The 16,709-nt window shown below is 66.4% G+C and carries 13 protein-coding genes; 9 read left to right on the top strand and 4 right to left on the bottom strand.

Annotation, left to right across the window (positions count from 1 at the left end; genetic code table 11):
• Positions 1-20 precede the first annotated feature (20 nt).
• Positions 21-218 (bottom strand): ferredoxin, encoded by a 198-nt coding sequence (locus K0V08_RS11515; RefSeq protein ID WP_011931314.1) that lies wholly within the window; start codon positions 216-218, stop codon positions 21-23.
• Positions 215-1,330 (bottom strand): cytochrome P450, encoded by a 1,116-nt coding sequence (locus tag K0V08_RS11510; protein WP_227335005.1) that lies wholly within the window; start codon positions 1,328-1,330, stop codon positions 215-217. The genes K0V08_RS11515 and K0V08_RS11510 overlap by 4 nt, the downstream gene beginning before the upstream one ends.
• A gap of 338 nt (positions 1,331-1,668) precedes the next feature.
• On the opposite strand from K0V08_RS11510, the gene K0V08_RS11505 reads away from it, so the two are divergent.
• The 4 genes from K0V08_RS11505 (at position 1,669) to K0V08_RS11490 (ending at position 7,602) form a co-directional block, all read left to right on the top strand.
• Complete coding sequence (locus tag K0V08_RS11505) at positions 1,669-3,813, top strand: MMPL family transporter (RefSeq protein ID WP_231689076.1); 2,145 nt, start codon at positions 1,669-1,671, stop codon at positions 3,811-3,813.
• Between the two features lie 2 nt (positions 3,814-3,815).
• Positions 3,816-4,964 (top strand): sensor histidine kinase, encoded by a 1,149-nt coding sequence (locus K0V08_RS11500; RefSeq protein WP_079534984.1) that lies wholly within the window; start codon positions 3,816-3,818, stop codon positions 4,962-4,964.
• A complete protein-coding gene (locus K0V08_RS11495; protein ID WP_079534985.1) occupies positions 4,961-5,632 on the top strand; it encodes a response regulator in 672 nt (223 codons plus the stop codon). Before K0V08_RS11500 ends, K0V08_RS11495 begins: the two co-directional genes overlap by 4 nt.
• A 338-nt stretch (positions 5,633-5,970) precedes the next feature.
• Complete coding sequence (locus K0V08_RS11490) at positions 5,971-7,602, top strand: endo-1,4-beta-xylanase (RefSeq protein WP_079534986.1); 1,632 nt, start codon at positions 5,971-5,973, stop codon at positions 7,600-7,602.
• A 92-nt stretch (positions 7,603-7,694) separates the two neighbouring features.
• On the opposite strand, the gene K0V08_RS11485 is transcribed toward K0V08_RS11490, so the two are convergent.
• Positions 7,695-8,723, bottom strand: a complete 1,029-nt coding sequence (locus tag K0V08_RS11485; RefSeq protein WP_011931308.1) for a LacI family DNA-binding transcriptional regulator — start codon at positions 8,721-8,723, stop codon at positions 7,695-7,697.
• A gap of 111 nt (positions 8,724-8,834) precedes the next feature.
• On the opposite strand from K0V08_RS11485, the gene K0V08_RS11480 reads away from it, so the two are divergent.
• Positions 8,835-10,394 carry a GH1 family beta-glucosidase gene (locus tag K0V08_RS11480; protein WP_227266798.1) on the top strand — a complete coding sequence of 520 codons (1,560 nt, stop codon included), beginning with the start codon at positions 8,835-8,837 and terminating at the stop codon, positions 10,392-10,394.
• An 88-nt stretch (positions 10,395-10,482) separates the two neighbouring features.
• On the opposite strand, the gene K0V08_RS11475 is transcribed toward K0V08_RS11480, so the two are convergent.
• Positions 10,483-11,229, bottom strand: coding sequence for a TetR/AcrR family transcriptional regulator (locus K0V08_RS11475; protein ID WP_011931306.1), 747 nt, complete (start codon positions 11,227-11,229; stop codon positions 10,483-10,485).
• Positions 11,230-11,450: 221 nt separating this feature from the next.
• Here K0V08_RS11475 and K0V08_RS11470 point away from each other — a divergent pair, with 221 nt between their 5' ends.
• The 4 genes from K0V08_RS11470 (at position 11,451) to K0V08_RS11455 (ending at position 16,701) form a co-directional block, all read left to right on the top strand.
• On the top strand, positions 11,451-12,728 hold the full coding sequence (locus K0V08_RS11470; protein WP_079534988.1) for an ABC transporter substrate-binding protein: 1,278 nt from the start codon (positions 11,451-11,453) through the stop codon (positions 12,726-12,728).
• A 74-nt stretch (positions 12,729-12,802) separates the two neighbouring features.
• Positions 12,803-13,885, top strand: a complete 1,083-nt coding sequence (locus K0V08_RS11465) for a carbohydrate ABC transporter permease (RefSeq protein WP_079534989.1) — start codon at positions 12,803-12,805, stop codon at positions 13,883-13,885.
• Complete coding sequence (locus K0V08_RS11460; protein ID WP_172403966.1) at positions 13,882-14,793, top strand: carbohydrate ABC transporter permease; 912 nt, start codon at positions 13,882-13,884, stop codon at positions 14,791-14,793. Before K0V08_RS11465 ends, K0V08_RS11460 begins: the two co-directional genes overlap by 4 nt.
• A 69-nt stretch (positions 14,794-14,862) precedes the next feature.
• Positions 14,863-16,701: a glycoside hydrolase family 3 protein gene (locus K0V08_RS11455; protein WP_086503599.1), complete on the top strand. Its 1,839-nt coding sequence runs from the start codon at positions 14,863-14,865 to the stop codon at positions 16,699-16,701.
• The last annotated feature ends 8 nt before the right edge of the window (positions 16,702-16,709 follow it).

Below are 16,709 nucleotides of genomic sequence, written 5' to 3'. Positions count from 1 at the left end.
GATGAGGGTGCGTCGCACACTCACGGCGCCTGGAGACGGATGACCGCAGCCGGGCACCGTGCGGCGGCTTCGCGGACCGCTTCGTCCAGCTCGGCGGGCGGGTCCTGGTCCAGCACCACCACGATGCCATCATCGTCGTTCTGATCGAAGACATCGGGGGCTGCCAGTGCGCAGACTCCGGCGCCGACGCAACGGTCGATGTCCAGAGCGAATCTCATGCGACCACCTCGTCCCACTCCACGAGGAGTTCTCGAATTCCGTAGACGAGCATGTCGTTCTTGAAGGGGATGTCACTCTCAGGCTGTACCGCTCGCAGACCCTGCACGCGGCGGAACAGCTCGGGAAGCGCGACGGTCAGCTCGAGCCGGGCGAGATGCTGGCCGAGGCACTGGTGCGCCCCATACCCGAACCCGACATGAGCCGAGCGCCGATCGAGATCGAGGCGATCGGCGTCCGACATGAACCTCGGGTCGCGGTTCGCGGACTCGAGGACGACCGCGACGTGCTCCCCCGCTCTGACGAGCTGATCGCCGACGGTGACGTCCCGGACGGCCTTGCGGAGCACGCCGTTGTGGACTATCGAGAGGTACCGGATGAGCTCGTCGACTCCCGTGGACATCATCCCCGGCTCCCCGAGCCGTGCTGCCTGATCAGGATTGCGCAGGAGCGCGTAGGTGCCGAGGGTGATCATGTTGGCAGTCGTGTCGTGGCCGGCGGCGAGCAGGAGCAGCGACAGCCCCATCAGCTCCTCGAAGCCGAAGGGCTCGTCGCTCGGCTCCTGGATGAGCCGACTGAGCAGATCGTCACCGGGGTTCTCGTACTTCGAGGCGACGAGTCGAGCGAAGAACGCCTGCCCTGCAGCTCCCGCCGCCTCGCGTTCTTCGAGCGGGAGGGTGAGGTCGACCTGCGAAGCGGTGAAGTGCCCGAACTCGGCGCGATCCTCGTCTGGGACGCCGAGCACCTCGCTGATCACTAGAGCCGGGATGGGCAGCCCGAAGTTCCTGTACAGGTCGACCGGGCCCGACATCGACGCCAGACGGTCGATGTGCTCTGCGACGAGGGACCGGATGAAGGGTTCGAGCGTCGCGACGCGCTTGACCATGAACTCCCGCGCCAGGCGAAGCCTGAGACGGGAATGAGATGCCCCGTCGTGACGCAGGAGGATCCCAGGAGGCGGCGTCGCCCCGAGCTTGTCCTTGTTCCCCATCAAGTGAGTCGAGCTCGCGTCGACGTTGCTGAACGACTCGCCATCCCCGAGGACCGCGCGCGCATCGTCGTAGCGACTGACCAGCCACACGTCGAACCCGGCCGGCGTGGTCACCCGGGTCACCGGATCCTCCTCCCGCAGGCGCTCGTAACGCGCACTGGGGTCGAAGGGGCAACGATCTTGCGGGAGGGCGCCCCGCGGGACAGGGGCAGATTCAAGAGTCGGCACGGACACTCCTTCGTGATTGGTCGAGGGTCGACATCACCGACGCTAGGTCGACCTTTGACGCGCGTCAACCGTTACACGATGTCGACGTGCTCACGTACCGCCGCTGCGGTAGGAGCGTCACAGCCCCAGGTGGACGCCGTACGCGGCGGCATCGCCGAGGCTGGAGGACGATCCGCCTGAGTGGGCAGTCAATCGATGGGAGCCTTGTGTCCGCACTTCTCTACCGCCTTGGTGTGCTGTCCGCGCGCAGCCGCTGGGCAGTCGTCGCGAGCTGGCTGCTCGTCCTCCTGATCGCCGCGGGTGTCGCCCTTTCCGGTATGCGCTTCTCCAGCGCAGGGTTCGATGTCCCCGGCACCGACTCCAGCCGCGCGTTGAGCACCCTCGAGTCGGAGTTCCCCACTACCGGTGAGGCGACGACGTCGCTCCAGCTCGTTGTCCAGTCGTCCGGAGGACGTGTCACGGATGACGCACCCTCACTCACGTCAGCCTTGGAGCAGGCGCGTGTGATCCCCGGTGTGCTCGCGGTCACCGACCCCCTGGACCCCGCGCGACCCTCGATCTCCGCTGACGGTGCGACCGCTATCGCGCAGGTGACCGTCGGCGACATCGACGAGGAGCAGGCGGTCGACGTGACGTCCGAGCTTGACGCCGTTGCCGCTAGTCTGCGCGACCAGGGCATGGCCGCGGAGATCGGCGGCTCACTGACCAGCGCAGTGCCCGAGATCCTCGGTCCGACGGAGCTCGTCGGGGCCCTTGTGGCCTTCCTGGTCCTGCTGCTCACATTCGGCTCGCTGGTTGCAGCCGGAGCGAACATGCTCGGCGCCCTCGTCGGCGTCGGCGTCGGTGTCCTGGGCATCCTGGCCTTCTCGGCGATCACCCCGATCGGTTCCGTGACCCCCATCCTCGCGGTGATGCTGGGGTTGGCCGTCGGGATCGACTACTGCCTCTTCGTGCTCTCGCGCTTTCGCGCCGAACTGCGTAGCGGGCGCCTTGTGCAAGACGCCATCGGCCGGGCCACGGCCACGGCCGGCTCGTCTGTCGTCTTCGCTGGAGCGACGGTCATCATCGCGCTCGTAGGTCTCACCGTCGTCGGCATCCCGTTCCTCGGCGAGATGGGAATCGCGGCGGCGTTCGCGGTCGCTGTGGCTGTGCTGATGTCCCTGACCCTTCTGCCCGCCCTGCTGTCGTGGATGGGGCGGCGCGCCCTCGGGCGGCGGGAGCGCGCTTCGACCCGCTCAGCCGGGGGCTCCCCTCGCTGGACGACGACATGGATCGGTGCCATCCTGCGTCGTCCCGTGATCGCGACGTTCGCGGTCGTCGGCGGTCTCGCCGTCGCGGCTCTTCCGTTGCTGGGCATGCAGACCAGTCTCGTCATCCCCGGCGGAGAGGATCCCGATTCCACTCAGCGGGCCGCCTACACGACGGTCGCTGACGCTTTCGGTCCGGGCGCGCAGGATCCCCTCGTCGTGCTGGTGCGATCGGATTCCGATGCCGCGTCAGCTGTCGAGACGGTCAGCACCGAACTCGGCTCGCTCCCGAATGTGGCCACCGTCTCCCCGGGTCCTGTCTCGGCCGACGGATCGACCGCCATGCTGACGGTCATCGCCGAATCCGGGCCGCTGGACACAGCCACGACCTCGCTGGTGAGAGACATCCGAGCGCTCGGCGACGATTCCACGAGCGTCCAGGTGACGGGTTCGACGGCGATCGCACTCGACTCGGACGAGCAGCTCCGCTCGGCTCTGATCGCCTATGTCGCACTGATCGTCGGGCTCTCCTTCTTGCTGCTCGTGCTGCTGTTTCGTTCCTTCCTCGTCCCGCTCATCGCCACCGGGGGCTTCCTCCTGTCGCTCGGGGCGGCACTCGGCTCGACCGTGGCGGTCTTCCAGTGGGGATGGCTCGACCCCATCGTCCAGGCCCCGCAGGGCAACCCTCTGCTGAGCCTCCTGCCGATCATCGTGACGGGGATCCTGTTCGGCCTGGCGATGGACTACCAGGTGTTCCTGGTATCCCGCATCCATGAGGCGCATCGCCACGGAACATCGCCCCGAGAGGCCGTACGCGCCGGCTTCCAGCAATCTGCACCTGTCGTGGTCGCTGCCGCGGCGATCATGGCCGCGGTCTTCTTCGGATTCGCGCTCAGCCCGTCCTCGCTGGTGGGATCCATCGCGTTGGCCCTCGCCGTAGGTGTGCTCGCCGACGCCCTCCTCGTCCGCATGATCCTCGTCCCGGCGCTGCTCACGCTCCTCGGCCGCTCCGCCTGGTGGATCCCACGCTGGCTCGACAAGCTCCTGCCGACGATCGACGTCGAGGGCGCCGCCTTCGACGACGACCGTCGTGAGGCCGCCCCGAATGAGCTGGCGTCGACGAGAATGTGACAGTGCATTCGAGATTCGGCTCCCGCTGGGAGGGCCTCTTCGACATCGTGGCCGTGATCACCGCGGTCGCAGCCGTCGTGATCTCGTTCCACGTCGGCGGGGTAGACAGGATCGCCGCGCTCACCGCCACTGTGGTGAGCGCGGGGCTCGTCGCGATACGGCGGCGGTTCCCGATTGCGGCCGCTGTCGGTGCGATCGCGGCCAGCCTCATCGTCTTCGTCGCTCCCGACGGTGCGCTCGGGGTCTGGGTGCTGGCGGAGATCTGCTTGTTCTCGGTACCGCTGCGACGCTCTCGGACCGCGACGACCATCGTCGCCACCATCCACGCGGCCGTTCTGTACGCCGGTGCGATGATCGCGTTCGGCGTCGGCCCCGCCGACCCGTTCGCTCTCATCCTCCCGGTCTGGACAGGGGCTGTGGTAGCTCTCGGCAGCGCGGTGCGCGCTTACCGCGACTACGCCCAGGCGGTGGAAGAACGGCTGAGCGCGGTGACGGCTGCGAAGGAGACCGAGCTCCGCCGAAGGATGAGCGAGGAGCGCGTGCGCATCGCCCGTGATCTGCATGATTCGGTGGCGAACTCGCTCGCCGTGATCGCCCTGCACTCCACCGACGCCGAACGGCACGTCGAGGACGACCCCGCCCGCGCTCGTCGGGCGCTGCGCACCGTGCGAACGGTCAGCGCCGGGACTCTGCAGGAGCTGGCCGCCATCCTCGCCGTCTTGCGGGACGCCCGATCCGACGAAGTCGAGAACAGGACCGTCGCCGCCACGTCCGGGATCCCGACGCTCATCGAGATGATGCAGGCCTCGGGGGCCTCAGTGGAGGTGTCACTCGATGCCCTTGACGGGGCGGGATTGAGCACGTCAGGGGAAGCCGCCCTATATAGAGCCCTTCAGGAAGGCCTGACGAACGCTCATCGATACGGCTCCGGTCCGACCCATGTGACGGCGTCGGCAACTCCGACCAGCATCGTCCTGACGATCGAGAACGCGATCCAGCACCGGTACCCGGGCGCTGACTCGGGCTTCGGCCTGATCGGCATGCGGGAACGCGTCGAACTGGCAGGCGGCAGCCTGGACGTCCGCGAGGACCGTCACTCGTTCGGCCTCCGAGTCGAGCTCCCTCGGGCATCCCACGGAGCAGAGCGATGATCGACGTGGTGCTCGTCGACGACCAAGCGATGATCAGAGCCGGCCTGCGCGGGATCCTCGAGGACGCCGGGATCCGCGTGATCGGCGAGGCCGCGGATGGGAGATCCGCCTTCGCCGTGATCCGCGGCTCGCGTCCGGATGTCGTACTCATGGATCTTCGGATGCCGATCCTCGACGGCGTGGGCGCCACTGCCGCCCTCCGCGCAGACCCAGATCTGAACGCGGTTCGCATTCTCGTCTTGACGACGTTCGACGGTGACGAGGAGGTGCTCGCCGCGCTACGCGCCGGCGCCGATGGCTTTCTGGCCAAGTCAGCTGACTCCGAGGCCCTGATCGCCGCCGTCGAGGCCGTGGCGAAGGGTGACACGTCGCTCTCCGCTGGCGCTGCGAAAACGGTCGTCAGTGACCTTCGCACGCGCGGTCGCAGCGCCACCGACGTCGAGCTGATCGCCCGAACGGCCACGTTGACACACAGGGAGACCGATGTCGTGCTCGGTGCCGCCCGAGGGCTCGACAACGACAGCATCGCCCGCGATCTCTTCATCTCACCCGCGACGGTGAAGACCCATCTGAACCGAGCCATGACGAAGCTCCACGCGCGCGATCGGGGGCAACTCGTCTCCATCGCCTTTCGAAGCGGGCTCGTCGACCGAGCAGAGCATCCCTGATCCGGCCGATCACCATCACGGTGCTGTCCAGACGCCACCCGCTTCTCGGTGCAGCTCCGCGGCGTGGCCACACCATCGTCCAAGAGGTAACGGCATTTCTCCGGCGAAGCGAACCCCTGTTCTCGCCGCGGCGTCGACATCCATGTCCTGCTGGCAGCGAAATTGTTTCGGAGTCCGGCTTGACCTGACGGTCTGATGCGAGCATGAGCGCCTACTCACTCAAAGAGGAGTCTGAGAGGCATCGTCGCCCCCCGCAACGAGAAATGCACTCGGCTCATTCCGCCCTTGCGCCCACCAGCACTGCTGCTGGGTCGCACGCATGCGATTTGGAACCGACCATGAGAACACTGACATCCGCAGCCCTCGCGACCACCGTCGCTCTAGGGCTGACACTGATCGCGGCAGTCCCCGCGAGGGCATCGACCGGCGATGGACCTACGCTGCGTGAGCTGGCCGAGCCGGCCGGTCTCACGATCGGATCCGGCTCGATCAAGGCCGCGGAGTGGACGAAGGACGACCGCCCGTCGAACTACCTGACCGATCCGCGGTTCGCCGACACCCTCGCCGAACAGTTCAATGGCCTTTCTCCCGAGAACGAGATGAAATGGGCCTTCACGCAACCCGAAGAGGGTGTGTACGACTTCGCTGGGCTTGACCGACTGGTCGCCTTCGCCGAAGAGCACGACATGGCGGTAAAGGGCCATGGTCTGATCTCCAGCTGCTGCGATCCGGAGTACGTGACCTCGATCACGGATGCCGGCGAGATGCGGGCGGCGATGACAGAGCACTTCACCACTGTGATGGAGCGTTACGACGGAAGGATCGATCGGTGGGACGTTGTCTCTGAAGCGCTCGAGTCGCAAGGTACGACGCTTCAAAGCACCACCTTCTTTAAGGTCCTCGGTCCCGGGTACATCGCTGACGCCTTCCACATCGCGCGAGCAGCCGACCCGGACGCGAAGCTCTTCATCAACGAGAACCTGGTCGAGTTCGATGCGGCGAAGCGGCAGGCGTTCCTCGACCTGCTCACCGGGCTGGTCGCCGAAGGCGTACCCGTCGACGGAGTCGCGCTCCAGATGCACGAGACGTTCGCGGGCCCTCTCCCCGGAGTGATCACCGAGATGGTCGACTCGTACCGTGCGCTTGGTCTTGACGTCGAGATCGCCGAGCTCGATGTGCACACCTACGACCCCGTCTCGCAGGCGACCATCTACGGTGACGTCGTAGCCGAGGCTCTCGCGGCCGGCGTGACGGAGATCAGCACCTGGGGCTTCACGGACAAGCACCTCTACACCTGGCTCCCGGGAGCCAAGCCACTGATCTTCGACGAGGAGTACGGCCCCAAGCCCGCCTACTTCGCCGTTCGCGACGCACTCCAGCAGTTCGTCACGCCCACCGCTGCCCCCGGCGTGGCCAGCCTCTCCAACACGGGCCGGAAGTCCGGGCTGAGCGACGGTGATTACGACATCAAGATGAACCTCACCAAGGGCGCGCCGGGCAGCTACTACCGCCTCTACGAGAACGATGTCCTCGTGTCCTCGCAGCGCCTCGACTCCCTCGCGACCCCGCGGCAGTCGGCGACTACGTCCTTCTCCGGGAAGGCGGAGGGGAAGTACAGGTACCGCGCGGAGCTCATCAACTCACAGGGCGTCACGTCGACGAAGACCACCACGGTGCTGGTGAAGCACCTCGCACCCAGCAGACCGGTGGTCTCGGTCGACAACAGGGACGGAGACGGCACCTTCGTCGCCACGGCGACGCTGAAGTCAGGGATCAACGCCACCTCCTACGCCTTCAAGCTGGACGGCCGGATCGTCGGGACGGGGCCCCTGACGGCTGCGACGCCCAACAAGCAGACTGCGAAGGTGTCCCTCACCGGAATCGCCGCTGGTCGGCACGCTCTCACCGCCGTTTTCACCAATACGAAGGGATCCACCGAGTCGAGGTCGGTCACCGTCAGGGTGCGCTAGCTGTCGACGCGTGGCTCCTCCCCCTCGAGAAACCGCCTGGTGACTCCCGTCATCGGGCGGTTCCTCGTCACCATGCCCACGCTTCGCGGAGATCATGCTCGTGGAGGCGAGGACACCGAGTCTCGGGCGATGAGCTCGGTGGCGAGCTCGAGTCGACGGGCCACCGGATACCCCCCTCGGAGATCCAGCAGGCTGCGCAGCGCGGCGGCGCCGATCTCTGGAACGGGTTGCCGGACGGTGGTGAGCGGCGGCGATGCCAGTCGAGCCTCCACCAGATCATCGAATCCGATGACGCTCAGCTGTTCGGGTATGCGCAGCTCGAGGGCATGGGCGGCTGCGTACACACCGAGCGCCATGTTGTCGTTGCACGCGAAGACGGCGGTGGGTCGGGAGGGTGACCCCAAGAGCTCCGCTACCACCTGAGCTGTCGTCTCCATCAGCCATCCGCCGTACAGCACAGTGGGCCTCGAATCGGGCAGAAGTTCGCGGATTCGGGACAAGAACCCTCCTGCCCGCTCGCGGCAGTTCAGCGAATGAGGGTCTCCGGCAACCACCGCGAAGGAGGTGTGTCCACGATCGAGAAGGAAGCTCGCGGCATCGGCCCCTCCTGCCCAGTTCGATGCTCCGACACTCGGGGCAGCGCGCTCAGGGGTACCGGCAGGGTCGATGAGCACGAAGGGAATCCGTGCCCGCTCGAGGAGTCGTCGTTCGGAGGCGGTTGGCTGCACAACCGCGATCAGTGCGCCACGCGATCGATGGTCGACGAGCCGCTCCACCCATGACCGGCCCTGCGATTCGCCTGCGCGGACCATGATGATGACCAGATCGAGAGAATTCTGCGCGGCGACGCGCTCGACACCGCCGATCAGCGCGCTCGCCCAGGAATCACCTACCGCGGGAAGGACGAGGTCGACCAGCTGCTCCGCGATGAGCGCGTCGACGGCCGCGGAGGGCATGCGTCGATATCCGACCCGCGCCGTCGCCTCCTGCACACGCTCACGCGTCTCAGCCGATACATCGCCTCGGCCATTGAGGACCTTCGACACCGTCGGAACAGACACCCCCGCGATCCGCGCGATGTCCCGCAATGTCGGAGCGCGTCCTGCGGTCTGTGCCTCCATGCTCACAGGCTATACGCCTCGAAAGTTGCGCAACACGCGTCGCGGATGGGCTTTCGAAGCGTTGCACCTAGCGGGAGATAGGCCCGAAAGACTTTCGGACCAGGGGCGCTCGTGGGCGGTCGCGTCCTAGGTTGGATCCGGTTCTCGCGTGCCGAGATCACCGTGGAATGCAGGAAGAGCCGCCCGCAGCCCGGTATCGACGACCACCCAATCCGGAGTCAGCTGATGAGTCATCCCGCGTTCGCATCGAGCGACCTGTCCATCCCCGAGGAGTTCACCCTGGGAGCCGCTACCGCGGCGTATCAGATCGAGGGCGCGGCATCGAAGGACGGTCGAGGGCCTTCGATCTGGGACACGTTCAGCCATACGCCCGGTGCTACCGCCGAGGGGGCCACAGGCGACACCGCCGCTGGACACTACGACAACGTGACGACCGACCTCGACCTCATGGCCTCTTTGCACCTGGACGCGTACCGGTTCTCGATCTCGTGGTCCCGAGTAATGCCCGAGGGCGAAGGGGCCGTGAACGGCGCCGGCCTCGCGTTCTACTCCACCCTCGTCGACGGCCTGCTCGCTCGCGGAATCCGACCCGTCGTGACGTTGAACCACTGGGATCTCCCCCAGATGCTCGAGGACAAGTACGGCGGCTGGCGAGGACGCGAGACGGCCTACGCATTCGAACGCTACGCGGAGATCGTCGGTGCGGCACTGGGCGACCGCGTGGCGATCTGGTCCACGCACAACGAACCTTGGAACAACTCGTTCGCCGGCTACGGCCATGGCGTCTTCGCGCCGGGAGTGAAGAGCCACGAGGCCGCCCTGAAGGCCGCTCACCACCTCAACCTCGCTCACGGACTCGCCGTGCGCGCCCTCCGGCGCACGATCACCAAGGACGACGCGAAGGTCTCGATCGTCCTCAACATCTTCCGCGTGGAGCCCGAGTCCCCGGCCGATGCCGAAGCAGCCCGCCTGTTCGACGCCATCGCCAATCGCGTGTTCACCGGACCTGTGCTCGATGGCGCGTACCCCGCAGATCTGCTCGAGGACACCAAGGCGTTCACCGACTGGCACTTCCTCCAGCCCGGCGACGAGCAGATCTGCAACCAGCCGATCGACCTCCTCGGCGTGAACTACTACGAGATCATGCACATCCGCCGCCGGCCGGACTACGACCCGACGACGGAGCTCATGGGCGGGACCGAGTTCCCCGGTTCAGAACGCGTGGAGCTCTTCCGTCCCGAAGGCTTCGACAGCACGGCGATGGGGTGGACCGTCGAGCCGTGGGGACTGGAGGACCACCTAGTCGCCCTCTCCGCCCGATGGCCCAGCCTCCCCATCATGGTGATGGAGAACGGCGCCGCCTTCGACGACGTCCTCACCGAGGTCGACGGGCAGCCCGCGGTCCTCGATCGACACCGCACGCAGTACCTCATCGACCACCTCACCGCCACGCTGCGCGCCCGCGACCGAGGCGCGAACGTGGACGGCTACCTCGTCTGGTCACTGCTAGACAACTTCGAGTGGGCCGCCGGATACGGACCTCGCTTCGGCATCATCCGCGTCGACTACGAGAGCTTTCACCGCACCCCGAAGCTGAGCGCCCATTGGTTCGCCGAAGCATGCAGCACACGCACGGTGCCAGCGCTTGCGACCGTGGACCTCAGCGCGTGATGGACCTCGATCCACGCAACCGTCCAGCCGTTCGCGCATAGGTCGTCAGGCACGCGGATCTCCTCACGATCGCTTCCCGACACCGCGCTTAGGAGGGCGAAGTGGCGCCGTCGGGACCGGGAGCACCTTGGAGGACAGCATCCTCAGTACCACCCTGAGCGCTCGCATCGACCTCGGCATGCTCAGTGATGAGCGGCACGGGTGCTGCTCCTGCAGCGATCTCCGGGTCCTGCGCCGTGAGTGACCACCAGGATCGAGCGGCGGCGACGAGTTCCCAGAACGCGTCCACGGCAGCGACCGGATCCACATCGGGACGGTACTGACGCTGCACCTGCAGCCCGTCCATAACCGCGATGCCCAACGCCGTCACCAACTCAGGGCTTACGCCCGCGGGTACGACGCCCGCGTCAGCGCCGGGCTCCCGTGTCTGCTCTTGCGCAGACCGGTAGTGGTCGGCGAAGTACTCGTGCGCAGGGTGCTCCGGGTCGATGGCTTCGGCAGACAGAGCGATGTACAGCGATGTCAGGCCCTCGTGCTCCGCCGCGTGGCGAGCGACCTTCCGAGAGCGCGTCGCGATGTCGCTGTCGGCGATGTCGGCGAGGTACTCGGCGACCGACGCGTCGCGGAGGTTCAGCACCTCGACGAGCAGGTCCTCCTTGTCTGAGAAGTAGTGCAGCAGCAGCGCCTGGGACAGCCCGACACGCTTTGCAAGCTCGCGCATGGAAGCGTGCGTGTACCCGGATTCGCTGAACAGCTGAGCCGCCGCCGCGACGATCTCGCGGCGGCGCTCCACACCCTTGCGGTACGGTCCGCGCGTTCTAGGACTGGTGGGCATGTGCCCCACGATAACCCGCGTCGAGAAGATTTCCCCGAAACCTTGTCATGCGACTAGGTTAGGGCGCATACTCGACTCCGTCACCACCGAACGGCGGCCTCCATCGCTGGATGGTCGTAAGCGATCGAAGGGTGTCCACCGCCACAGCGGACCCGTGGACACGATCGCCTCGCCGGCCCAGCCCCGAGCGGCGTGACCCTCGCACACACAAAGGAGTAGTAATGCGATCAATCCCGAAGGCCCTGGTGCTGCTTGCCGCAGCCCCGCTCGTCCTCCTCGCTGGCTGCTCGGCCAGTGGATCGAGTGACTCGAGCGCGGACGGCGAGGTGACCCTGTCGATCTCCACCTTCAGCGAGTGGGGATACGACGACCTGATCGAGGAGTACCAGCAACTCAACCCCGACATCACCATCGAGCAGAACAAGTTCGCCACCAGCGACGAAGCAAAGGAGAAGTTCCAGACTTCCCTCGGCGCCGGGTCCGGACTCTCCGACATCGTCGGCGTGGACAACAGCTGGCTGCCGCAGGTGCTCGAGAACCCCGACAACTTCGTAGACCTCTCCTCTCCCGACGTCGAGGGCCGCTGGAACCAGTGGAACGTGGACCTCGCCACGTCTGCCGATGGCAAGCTCCTCGGCTACGCCACCGACATCGGCCCGTCCTCCATCACCTACCGTGCCGACCTCTTCGAGGCCGCAGGACTGCCCAGCGACCGTGAGTCGGTCGCCGAGCTCTTCGGAGGAGATGACGCTACGTGGGACGACTTCTTCGCAGTCGGCGAGAAGTTCAAGGCCGCGAACACCGGAGTGCCCTTCTACGACGCCTCGGCGTCGGTCGCGACCAGCTGGGGCGACCAGTACGAGGTGCTGTGGGAGGACCCCGAAAACGGTGACATCATCGCCGGCACCAACCCGGAGCTGAAGAAGATCTACGACACGACCATGAAGCACGACGACCTGTCGGCGCACCTCGCGCGCTGGACCGAGGACTGGAACAGCTCCTTCCAGAACGACGGCTTCGCCGTCATGCTGTCTCCCTCGTGGATGCTCGGTGTCATCGAGGGCAATGCAGCCGGCGTGACCGGTTGGGACGTCGCGGACGTCTTCCCCGGCGGCGGCGGCAACAGCGGCGGCTCCTACCTCACCGTGCCGACGCAGTCGGAGCACCCGGAGGAGGCTCAGGCCCTCGCCGAGTGGCTGACCGCCCCGGAGCAGCAGCTGAAGGCCTTCGAGTCCACCGGCAACTTCCCCAGCCAGGTGGAGGCGCAGAACAGCGAGGAGCTCCAGCAGGTCACGAACGAGTTCTTCAACAACGCACCCGTCGGCCAGATCCTCACCGACCGCTCGGCCGCGGTCAAGGAGATCCCCTACAAGGGCGACAACTACTTCGCGATCACGGACGCCTTCAACAAGGCGATCAACCGCGTCTCCGTCGACAAGACCCAGAATGCGCAGGAGTCCTGGGACATGTTCCTGGATGAACTGGGCAACCTCGAATAAGCCCTGACATCCCCGTAGGCGAGGGGTGCGCGCGGATCGGCGCGCACCCCTCGCCGCGAAAGAGAGAGAAATCCATGTCCGACCCTGTCGCGAACGCGGCCCACCGCGCCCGGAGCGCTCCACCGCCGATCTCCCCCTGGAAAGAGCGGCTCGGTCGCTGGGACTACAAGGCCTCCCCTTATGCCTACATCGCCCCTTTCTTCATCGTGTTCGCGATCGTCGGACTCTTCCCCCTCCTCTACACCGCCTATGTCTCGCTCCACGACTGGGACCTGATCAGTGGGCAGGGCGACTTCGTCGGCTTGGGCAACTTCACGTTCGTCCTCAGCCGCCCCGTGTTCTGGGTCTCTCTCGGCAACACGCTCAGCATCTTCGTGCTGTCCACCGTCCCGCAGATCGCCATCGCCCTGGTCCTCGCGAGCGTCCTCAACGCCAACATCCGCGCCAAGACGTTCTGGCGCATGGGTGTGCTGCTCCCGTACGTCGTCGCCCCGGTCGCCGTCACCCTCATCTTCTCCCGCCTCTTCGCCGACCAGTCAGGACTCGTCAACGCCGTCCTCGAGCTCGTGGGCGCGGACGCGATCGGCTGGCATCGGGACAGCCTCCCCGCCCACGTCGCGATCGCCACGATGGTGAACTTCCGCTGGACCGGGTTCAACACGCTTGTCCTACTCGCGGCGATGCAGGCCATTCCGCGCGAGCTGTACGAGGCGGCGATCATCGACGGTGCCGGACGGTTCCGGCAGTTCGTCTCGATCACGGTCCCCTCCGTACGCCCGACCATCATCTTCGTCACCATCACGTCCACCATCGGCGGTCTCCAGATCTTCGACGAACCGCGTCTCTACGACGCTCAAGGCCTCGGCGGCAACTCCGGACAGTGGAAGACCATCACCCTCTACCTCTACGAACTCGGTTGGAATCAGCAGAGGCTCGGCCGTGCAGCCGCCGTCGCCTGGCTGCTGTTCCTCCTCATCGTGATCTTCGCGCTGGTCAGCAATTGGCTCTCGCGTCGCATCGCGTCCGGCGACGCGACCCCCGTGTCACGGAAGACCCGCCGGAAGTCGCGAGTCGACCAGGTCCCCGCCAGCAGCACCCCCATCGTCAACACCAGCCTGAACGTCTCGGCCGATGAAGTTCTTGAGAGGACGCCATGACCGCCCCCTCCGTCCCCTACATCCGCCAGACAGCCGGTCCCGGCGCTGCGAGATCCGCCTCCAAGAGGCGCGACAAGGGCGCCACCGGGGACAAGCCGAAGTGGGTCACCTACGCGGTCCTCGGTGCTGTCATCCTCATCTCGGTGCTGCCCCTCTACTACACCTTCCTTCTCGCCTCGAACACTTCAGCCGAGGTCGCGCAGAATCCCATCCCCTCCGCCATCCCAGGTGGAGAACTCGTCAACAACCTCACTAGGCTCTTCCAGTCCGACATCGACTTGATGAAGGCGGCGTGGAACTCATTCTTCGTCTCCGCCGTCACCGCGGTGGCCGTCGTCTTCTTCTCCACCCTCGCCGGTTTCGCCTTCGCGAAGCTCCGCTTCCGTGGCCAGGTTCCTCTGCTTGCGATCGTGGTGGCGACCCTTGCCGTCCCCACTCAGCTCGGCGTCGTCCCGCTGTACATCGTGATGCGCGAACTGGGACTCGTCGGCAACCTCTGGGCGGTCATCCTGCCCGGGATCGTCACCGCGTTCGGAGTCTTCTGGATGACGCAGTACCTGTCGGCGGCGCTGCCCTTCGAGCTGATCGAAGCGGCTCGCATCGACGGCGCGTCCACCTTCCGCACGTTCTGGTCGATCGCGCTCCCCGCTGTCCGTCCTGCCGCGTCGATGCTGGGGCTGTTCAGCTTCATCGGCGCGTGGACGAACTACTTCTGGCCTGCCATCGTCCTCGGACCGCAGAACCCCACCCTGCCGGTCGCGCTCCAGCTGCTGCAGACCGGGTTCTTCAAGGACATCCCGTTGATCATGACGGGCGTCCTCGTGTCGATCGTGCCGCTGCTGGTCCTCTTCCTCATCCTCGGCAAGCAGCTCGTCGCCGGCGTGATGCAAGGCGCGATCAAGGGCTGACCGCCACAGCGACCAGCCACCCCTTCCAGACCGCATCGACGCTGCTCTGACCGCACGAAACGGATCCCCATGACCACCACCTCCGCCCGCACGACCGCGGCCTCCCGACACTTCGACGGCAACGACCGCATGGAGCCTTACGAGGACCCGGAACTCAGCGCCCAGGAGCGCACCGACGACCTCCTCCAGCGTCTGAGCCTCGAGGAGAAGATCGGCCTGCTCTTCCACACCGTCATCGAGATCGGGCCGGATGGCGACCTGTTGGAAGAACCGGGAGCGATCAGCAAGTCGCCGACGACGGAGGTCGTTCGAGAGCGCTTCATCAATCACTTCAACGTGCACCGCATCAACAGCGCCCGCGAAGCCGCGCGGTGGAACAATTCGTTGCAGCGCCTTGCCGCGCAGACACCGCACGGCATCCCCGTGACCATCTCGACGGATCCGCGGCATGCGTTCGTCGACAATGTCGGAGCCTCCTTCACCGCCGGCCCCTTCTCGCAGTGGCCCGACACGCTCGGCATGGCCGCGCTGCGGGACAGCGCCACCGTCCGCGAGTTCGCGGAGATCGCCCGCGACGAGTACCGCGCCGTGGGCATCAGCATGGCGCTGCACCCGCAGGTCGACCTTGCGAGCGAACCGCGATGGACGCGGCAGCTGCAATCCTTCGGCGCCGACCCTGACCTGGCCGTGGACTACACCACCGCTTACCTCGAGGGGTTCCAGGGCCCCGCCCTAGACGCCACCAGCGTGGCGTGCGTCACGAAGCACTTCCCCGGCGCTGGTCCCCAGAAGGACGGCGAGGACGCGCACTTCCCGTACGGGCGTGAGCAGGTCTACCCGGCGGATGCATTCGGGGTGCACCTGCGACCCTTCGAAGCCGCCCTCCGCAACGGCACGGCGGCGATCATGCCCTATTACGGCATGCCCGTCGGACTCGAGATCGACGGCGAGCCCATCGAGGAAGTCGGTTTCGGCTACAACAAGCAGATCCTCACGGGGCTCCTGCGGGAGAAGCTGGGCTTCGAGGGTGTGATCCTCACCGACTGGGAACTCGTCAACGACAACATCGTCGGCGACCGGGTCCTGCCCGCCCGGGCCTGGGGAGTCGAGCACCTCGACGCCCGACAGCGCATGGTGAAGATCATCGAGGCGGGCGCCGACCAGTTCGGCGGCGAGCAGTGCACCGATCTGCTCCTGGACCTCGTCCACGACGGCAGCATCTCCGAAGCTCGGATCGACGAATCCGCGCGACGGCTGCTCCTGGTGAAGTTCCAGCTTGGACTGTTCGACAACCCCTTCGTCGACGAGGACGCAGCAGCAGAGCACGTCGGCAACGCCGAGTCGCGGCGGGCCGGCCTGGACGCTCAGTCGAGGTCAGTGGTGGTGCTGAAGAACGGCCGCTCTGAGAGTGCGCCCGTCCTGCCGGTCCTTCCGGGCATGCGGGTGTACTCAGAAGGGATCGACGTGAGCGCCCTCGCCCAGGTCGGCACACCTGTTGCGGAGCTCGAGGATGCCGACATCGCGATCATCCGCATCGAAGCGCCGTACGAACCTCGAGATGACCTGTTCCTTGAGAGCTACTTCCACCAGGGGTCGCTGGAGATGCGTCCGGGACTGGTTCACCACCTCCGGACCATCGCCGAGACGACGCCGCTCATCCTCGACGTCGCGCTCGACCGGCCGGCCCTGCTCGCTCCCGTCGTGGATGCTCTCGCCGGATTGACGGTCACCTTCGGAGTATCCGATGAAGCGCTCCTGGCTGCCCTCGCTGGACGGGTCACCCCGTCGGGACGTCTTCCCGTCGAGATCCCGCGATCGATGGAAGCCATCCGGCTCTCCGCGCCGGATGCACCCTCCAGCACATGGGACCCGCTGTTCCCGATCGGGTTCGGCCTCGATCTCCCCTGAGCAAGGTC

Source organism: Clavibacter michiganensis (assembly GCF_021216655.1).
Lineage (GTDB): Bacteria > Actinomycetota > Actinomycetes > Actinomycetales > Microbacteriaceae > Clavibacter > Clavibacter michiganensis.
Note: the sequence above shows the minus strand (reverse complement) of the source record. Positions and strands in the feature narration are given on the sequence as shown.